Source organism: Microcoleus sp. FACHB-831 (assembly GCF_014695585.1).
Lineage (GTDB): Bacteria > Cyanobacteriota > Cyanobacteriia > Cyanobacteriales > FACHB-T130 > FACHB-831.
The window spans coordinates 22,489-30,099 of record NZ_JACJON010000080.1 but is presented as its reverse complement, the minus strand read 5'-3'; the positions used below and the strand labels follow the sequence as shown (position 1 = coordinate 30,099).

General features: G+C 44.7%; 6 protein-coding genes. 5 read left to right on the top strand and 1 reads right to left on the bottom strand.

What is annotated here, in order from left to right:
* Positions 1-97 precede the first annotated feature (97 nt).
* From H6F77_RS26160 to H6F77_RS26145, 4 genes are all read left to right on the top strand, one after another.
* Positions 98-892: a putative hexosyltransferase gene (locus H6F77_RS26160; RefSeq protein WP_190491851.1), complete on the top strand. Its 795-nt coding sequence runs from the start codon at positions 98-100 to the stop codon at positions 890-892.
* A 23-nt stretch (positions 893-915) separates the two neighbouring features.
* Positions 916-2,214: a mannosyltransferase family protein gene (locus tag H6F77_RS26155; protein WP_199321560.1), complete on the top strand. Its 1,299-nt coding sequence runs from the start codon at positions 916-918 to the stop codon at positions 2,212-2,214.
* Positions 2,215-2,294: 80 nt separating this feature from the next.
* A complete protein-coding gene (locus tag H6F77_RS26150; RefSeq protein WP_190491850.1) occupies positions 2,295-3,686 on the top strand; it encodes a DUF2079 domain-containing protein in 1,392 nt (463 codons plus the stop codon).
* Positions 3,687-3,717: 31 nt separating this feature from the next.
* On the top strand, positions 3,718-4,392 hold the full coding sequence (locus H6F77_RS26145) for an acetoacetate decarboxylase family protein (RefSeq protein WP_190491849.1): 675 nt from the start codon (positions 3,718-3,720) through the stop codon (positions 4,390-4,392).
* 81 nt (positions 4,393-4,473) lie between these two features.
* On the opposite strand, the gene H6F77_RS26140 is transcribed toward H6F77_RS26145, so the two are convergent.
* Positions 4,474-4,953, bottom strand: a complete 480-nt coding sequence (locus tag H6F77_RS26140; RefSeq protein ID WP_190491848.1) for an orange carotenoid protein N-terminal domain-containing protein — start codon at positions 4,951-4,953, stop codon at positions 4,474-4,476.
* 803 nt (positions 4,954-5,756) lie between these two features.
* On the opposite strand from H6F77_RS26140, the gene proS reads away from it, so the two are divergent.
* A complete protein-coding gene (gene proS, locus H6F77_RS26135) occupies positions 5,757-7,562 on the top strand; it encodes a proline--tRNA ligase (protein WP_190491847.1) in 1,806 nt (601 codons plus the stop codon).
* The last annotated feature ends 49 nt before the right edge of the window (positions 7,563-7,611 follow it).

Below are 7,611 nucleotides of genomic sequence, written 5' to 3'. Positions count from 1 at the left end.
GTGAGGATTTTTTTTCTTAAGTCTATGGAATATGCTGCTGCCATCTCTATAATTTTTTTATTACCTCTCTACTTTACCCTTATTGTGGTACATCTGATTGCAATTTGCTGTAAGTACAGCAGCTTTGCGAGCCTTCGATAAAAGGCAACATAAGTGGGCGGCTTTATGGGGTGCATTAGCCACTGCAACTAGGTCAACAGGTGTGGCGCTAATACCTGCTTTTCTGCTCGTGTCGTGGAGGGAACGCCGACCGCCTATTGCCTACCTTGCGAGTTTAGCAGTCGGTGGAGGGCTATTTTTGTATAGCCTGTATTGCGGGCTGCGTTTTGGAGACCCCCTAGCGTTTGTCCACGTACAGCGGGCATGGGGAGTATCGCCGGGGTTTCCTTGGATGGGTTGGTGGAAAATGTTTATGGAAATGGCGATAGGTGCGCCAAATTGGGTGAGCGGCACAATTAAAGACCCTTGGCATCCGCTGCTATTTATAGTAATTTGCGGTTGTGGCTTTGGGTTATGGAGCCAGCGCAAAAAGCTGGGTTCCGTTATGGCTGGCTATGGCTTTTGCGTTGTTTTCTTCCTGCTGTGGTTGGTGGCAAAAGCTCCCGTGATTAACCTTGTCATGGTGTTCGGCAGCATTTATTTGCTATGGTATTCGCGAAACCAACTCAAGCTTATTGCTCTTGTCTATAGCTTTTTTGCCTTTGCGTTGGTTCTAAATATCGGACTTACAGCATCTAACGAACGTTACGCTTACGGGATAGTACCAGTTGCGATCGCCTTCGGCTTGCTGCTTTCGAGTTATCCTCGTTGGGGATATGCGATTATGGGTTTCTTCGCTATCTTACTTGCCAATTACGCGATAGCATTTTCCCAACATCTTTGGGTAGCTTAAAAAGGGTGCATTAGAGAGGGTGCATGAAAGAAAAATTATTAGAGCCTAATTCCGCGTCTTTGACGAGCAAAGACAAAACTTTATTAGATAATGGCTTAATCTTTGCGGCTGCAATGTGGCTGTTGAGCCGATTGTTAATTTTAGTGGCAATGTTGCTAATTGCCCCGATACTTCCGGCTCCATCAGGGGGCGTTGCGCCTACAATTGGCTGGGGTGTTTTTTCTTGGTGGGATAGTTTAGCTTATCAGCAAATTGCGACTTATGGCTATCAACCCGATAATAATGGCAACGTTTATTCTGTTGCTTTTTTTCCGCTTTTTCCCTTATTTATCCGTGCAGTAATGAACCTTGGCTTGCCATTTGAAGTAGCAGGCACGCTGGTAAATAATCTGGCCTTTCTGGGTGCAATACTCGTTTTATACTCTTGGGTAGAAGAGCGTGGGGGCACAAAGGCGGCGCGTTGGTCAACTGCTGTTTTAGCCTTTTGCCCGCTATCTTTGTTTGGAACAGTTATTTACACCGAGGGGCTGTTTTTATTGTTTAGTACAGCGGCTTTAAGAGCTTTCGATAAACAACACTATATTTGGGTAGGGCTTTGGGGAGCTTTTGCTACTGCTGCCCGTCCAACTGGGATAGCGCTCGTACCTGCATTAGCGATCGCATCATGGCGAGAACGCCGTCCCCCTATTGCGTATGTTGCTAGTTTAGCCACTTGTGGAGGGCTAATTTTATATTGTTTGTATTGTCAATTGCAGTTTGGAGACTTTTTGGCATTTGCCCACGCGCAGCAAGGATGGAAGCGATCGCTTGGGGTTGATTGGCTGGGTTGGTGGAAAATGATCGCGCAAATTTCCGTTGGTTCAGCTAACTGGAAATATGGCTATATTAAAGATCCTTTGCACCCAATTTTGTTTTTAATTATCTGCGGTTGTGGTTATTGGTTATGGCGCAATCGTAAAAAGCTAGGTTCTGTTAAAGTTGGCTATGGCTTCTGCGCCTTGTGGCTAATTTTGTGGCTTTTGGCAGGAGATCCGTTGCTTAATACCGTGACGATTTTAGGGGGTTTGTATTTGCTATGGCACTTACGCGCCAACCTTAGCCCCGCCGCTGTTACTTTTGGGTTTTGCGGGTTGGGTTTACTTCTGACTTCTGGAAGTACCATTTCCCTCAACCGTCTGGCTTATGGGATTGTTTCGCTAAGTGTAGCGCTTGGCGTGTTACTAGAGCGCTATCCTCGTTGGGGATATGCAGTGATGGGATTTTTTACCTTATTACTGGCAATATTTGCTATTCGATTTGCCCAACACCAATGGGTAGCGTAAAGCATTCCCAGGCATAACCTGGGAACAAGGGCAAAAGATAGAGAAGTCTCTAACAAGTAAGAAATAACAAAAAATTTGGTGTGAGAGAAAAACTGAGCAAGCTTAATCCTGTGGGGTTGACAATTGGCGCGATCGCTTTAATTTTCTTCGCGTGCAGCAGTATCCGACACGCACTGTTTCAATCAAGTGCTTTTGACTTGGGTTATTTCGATCAAGCTGCTTACTTGATTAGTCAGGGACAACCTCCCATCGTGTCTTTTTGGGGCTATCACTTTCTAGGCGGACACGCAGACTGGATTATGTATCTAGTTGCGTTGCTTTATAAAATTTACCCAAGCGTTCACTGGTTGTTTGCTATACAAGCTATTTCCCTGGCATTAGGCGCATTACCAACTTGGCATCTAGCATTGCAAGCGGGATTAAAAGAGGGGCAAGCGATCGCAATGGCGGCGGTGTACTTGCTTTATCCCCTAGTTTTTAATATCAATTTGTTTGATTTCCACCCAGAAGTTATGGCACTCCCCGCAATGTTAGGGGCAATTTTAGCAGCGCGGCTGGATCGAATTGGGTGGTTCTGTTTAGCAATTATATTTATTTTGGGTTGTCGGGATGCCTTATCTGTCACCGTCGCGGCGATGGGTTTTTGGCTGCTTGTATTTGAAAAGAGGCGATTGTATGGAGCGATCGCGCTTTTTGCTGGTGTCGCGTGGTTCCTGATAGCAACTCAGCTACTTATCCCCCACTTTAGACCGGGCGGAGTCGAGGCAGTCGGACGTTATGCTTATCTCGGCAACTCAGTTTTTGACATTGCCAAAAACCTCTTATTGCAGCCAGGATTAGTATTAGGTAAGGTTTTCTCACCCAATACACTGGAATATCTAGCTTTTTTAATTTTGCCAGTAGTTTGGGGACTTTCACCCGCTCATTTAGCCCCGTTAGTAGGTGCAATTCCCACCCTAGTAATTAACATTCTTTCTGATTCGCCAGCGCAACGGAATTTAGTGCATCAATATTCTCTGCCGATACTACCTTTTATGTTATTGGCTGTAATTTCAACGCTTGCCGCAGGAAAGGGCTGGGTGAGGAACAAGCGGGGAATAATTTTGTGGGCGTTAGTGGCTTTTTTGGCTTTAGGAAAATACGGTTATTTTTGGTCTATCTATTTAAATTCTCTCGATACGTGGCAAGCAACGCGAGAAGCTGTTGCCCAAATTCATACTAAAGGCAGTGTTTTAACCGTACCGCAGGTTGCTCCACATTTAACCCACCGCTCTGTAGTTAAGCTGACTACTACAGGTTCAGAGTCGGCTAATTTATCTGAGTTTGAGTATGTGTTGCTAAATTTGCGTCATCCCGGCTTTGGTAGTTCTCCCTCTGTCGCCGCTAGCTTATTGGAACGACTGAAAAATGCACCAGAGTTTCAATTAACCTATCAGCGAGATGATGTTTATTTGTTTACTAAGAAGTCTTAATGGAGGTAACTATTATCGCAGGAGTTGGAAAATGCCATATCCACAAGCACCTTGGACGTTACAAGGGTTTTCTATCCAAACCGTGCATTTGTTAGATGTTGAAAAAGCTCGTCCCCTCATCCCCCCAGAGTTTGAAATTATCTCAGTATGGCCTGGAAAAACGCTAGGTGGAGTTTATATATCCTCTTACGTTGCGGGTTCCGTTCTCCAGTACAACGAGTTGATTGTTGTCCCCGGTATGGTGAGTTATGCAGGCAAATTCGGTGCTTGGGTTTCTCATATTTATGTAGACAGTGCGGCTTCTGTTGAGGGTGGTAGAAAAATATGGGGTCTACCCAAGGAACTAGCTGAATTTAGTTGGACTCACGGCGATCGCTCTCGTGTCAATGTCACTCAAGGGGATAAGCAACTTTGCAGTATCAGCTACAGCGATGCGCTAGTTCCTCTATCTACATGGTGGCGACAGCCGTTAACTGGAACTTCATTCAGTACCCTAAATACCGATCTACTTTTGTTTAAAAGTGATTTTGAGTTTCGCCTAAAGGCAGCTAGTGCCAATTTAGCAGTACCCTCAGAAAGTCCTTTCGCTAGCTTAGACTTAGGCCAGCCTTTCCTAGCAGCTTACGCCGAAGATCTGGGTTTAGTTGTTCATGCTCCAGAAGTGGTAGGCAAAATAGCAAGAACAGGTGAGTTTAGCTATGGCTAAATAGTAAAAAACCCCCGCTGATTGCTTAACAATCTAGCGGGGGTTACTTAAGAAGAATTTAGCCAAACTTTACTAATCTTTCTAGATCTCAGATCCAGGCGCAGCCTCTGCACCCATAACTAATACGGCACCGCGCAGAAAATCGATCTGCTGTTGAAAATCCATTCCTTCGATACGTGCTAACAAGTCTTGTCCGGCTTGGGGAAGTTGATAGTCAGGAGGCATAGGAATGATGGTACCGTTGTCCATTCCTTGCGCTAAGAAATACCAAAAAGCCAGTTTGGTTTCAGGACTCAAAGAACCATATTCGCGGCTAATTTGAGTATTTGCGTTTGAGGCAATGTCGCGCTGAACTTGTAGCTGTTCTGGATGAGGAAGTGCCTTAACTTGATTGAACAAACCCTCAGCGATATCTGAGCCAGAAGCACCGGGAGCAGCTGGTGTGACAGATTTACCCATTTTGGTGTAAACAAACCACAACAAGCCTAGTTGATCGTCTATGCTCAAGCTTTTTAAAGCTTCTTTACCTTGATCGTAAGCACCAACTGATGTGGATACCATATTACCCTCCAAAAATTTATTAATTGCTTGGTTTCCTAAATTTTTCGGAAACTTGTTTTCAGTGTCTTAAAGAAAATTAACTAATAATCTACTCTTGTTTAACCCCGCTGAAGATAGATATGATCCCCAAACACAAATCCATCAACTAGGGGGTTAAATAAGCAACGAATTTATAACCAAAGGGAGAAGTGAGAAGGGACGTAATGAGGCTGTAGTATGCGATAGAGGTTGCGGTAGCGAAGCGGTAGGCGATAGCCATCGCCCTTCTACCATCCCAGACGTGCGATCGCCCCTAGTTTCCATACCACGTTAGCTGCAATAAATATATGAGATAGATATTTTCTCGATGCCCTTGAGCGGGATATTTATTATGCAGACAGCGATCGCACTTTATTACTTGTGGCACAGCGACAGGTTGAAGGCTATGTTTCAGCCTTAACTTTGGGCGATATGTTTTACATCATCCGTAAAGACAAATATCGAGACGTGGCACTTAATTTTTTAATAAGGCTATCGACAATATGGTAAATTGCCGCACTTGATATAGCAGCAATTTCAATAGCATTAACTGCCCATTTTAGAGACGATGTAAGATGCAATTCATTACAATAAAGCTGTAATAAATCATCTGGATGCAATCGTTACCCGCAACCTCCAGACGCGATTCATCGCGTCTCTACAAAAAATTGTAAGTGTGGGCTGCGGATTTTCAACCCTAGTCAACTAATTTAAGAACTTGGCATATGAAGCGCGATCGTGTTTTAGACTGGGATAGCGATCGCTCAGTCTAAAAAGGGAAAACGATGCGACTCTCTCAAATGCTTTTCGTCACGCTGCGGGAAAGCCCAGCTGAAGCTGAAATACCCAGTCACAAACTATTACTCCGTGCAGGTTATATCCGTCGCATCGGTAGCGGTATCTACGCCTATCTCCCCCTCATGTGGCGAGTGCTGCAAAAAGTCTCCCAAATTGTCCGCGAAGAAATGAACGCAACGGGCGCACAAGAGTGTTTGCTACCCCAACTGCAACCTGCTGAGTTATGGCGCGAGTCGGGACGCTGGGACACTTACACTCAAGCTGAGGGTATCATGTTTGCGCTCCAAGACCGTCAAGAGCGAGAATTAGGTCTGGGGCCAACTCATGAAGAGGTAATTACAACTATTGCCAAGGACATGATTCGCTCATATCGGCAATTACCCTTGCACCTCTATCAAATTCAAACTAAATTTCGTGATGAAATTCGCCCTCGTTTTGGCTTAATGCGCGGACGCGAATTCATTATGAAAGATGGCTATTCTTTCCACACTGATGAAGAAAGCCTGAAGAAAACTTATCAAGATATGCACCAAGCTTACAGCAATATGCTGCGCCGTTCTGGTTTGGCTTTCCGTGCTGTACAAGCTGATTCTGGTGCAATTGGTGGTTCTGGTTCCCAAGAATTTATGGTGCTGGCTGAAGCTGGTGAAGATGAGGTTCTCTACACTGAAGATGGTCAGTACGCAGCTAATGTGGAAAAGGCTGTTTCTTTGCCCGCTGATGCACAAGAATCACCATTTACTACTTATGAAAAACGGGAAACTCCCGGAACTGACACAATTGAAAAACTCTGCAAATTCCTCAAGTGTTCTCCTACTCAGGTAGTAAAAAATGTCTTGTATCAGGCTGTTTATGATAATGGCACAACGGTCTTGGTATTAGTGAGTATCCGGGCAGATCAAGAAGTTAATGAGGTTAAGTTGTTCAATGAGTTAACAAGGGTGGGTGCTAACTATGGCGGCAAAACTGTCTTAGCTTTACAAGTGCCCGATGCGGAAGCGCAACAGAAATGGGCGGCTAAACCTCTACCTTTGGGCTACATTGCTCCCAATATCGGAGATGAATTCATATCCTCAACTAAGCAGGTGAATTCTAAATTCTTGCGATTTGTTGATAAGACTGCTGTTGATTTAAAGAATTTCGTTACTGGCTCTAATGAATCTGGATATCACGTAGTTGGTGCTAATTGGAACGAACAGTTTCCTTTAGCAGAGCTAGTGGTGGATTTAAGGAAGGCAAAAGCAGGCGATCGCTCTATTCACAACTCTAGCCAAACTCTTCAAAGTGCCAGAGGTATTGAAGTCGGTCACATTTTCCAGCTTGGCACTAAATACTCTAAAGCAATGGGAGCTACTTACACTAACGAACAAGGTGAAGAAGTTCCCCTAGTTATGGGGTGCTACGGTGTCGGAGTGTCGCGTTTGGCTCAGTCAGCAGTAGAACAGTCTTATGACAAAGATGGGATAATTTGGCCTGTTGCGATCGCTCCTTATCACGCCATTGTCACTATTCCCAATATCACCGACGCGCAACAAGTTGAGGCAGCCGAAAAACTTTACAACGAGTTAAATCAAGCTGGCATTGAAACTTTGCTCGACGATCGCGATGAACGCGCTGGGGTTAAATTCAAAGATGCCGATTTAATTGGGATTCCGTATAGGATTGTAACAGGGCGATCGCTTCAATCAGGTAAAGTCGAAGTGGTAGAACGCGCTACCCTCAAAAAACACGAAATTCTGCTCGATGAAGTAATACCAACTTTAAAGCAATGGATTGATGCTGCTTTAAAGTAATTCTCATAATTCTCGTTCCCAGCCTGGACCCTGGGGACGAGAATAAGCG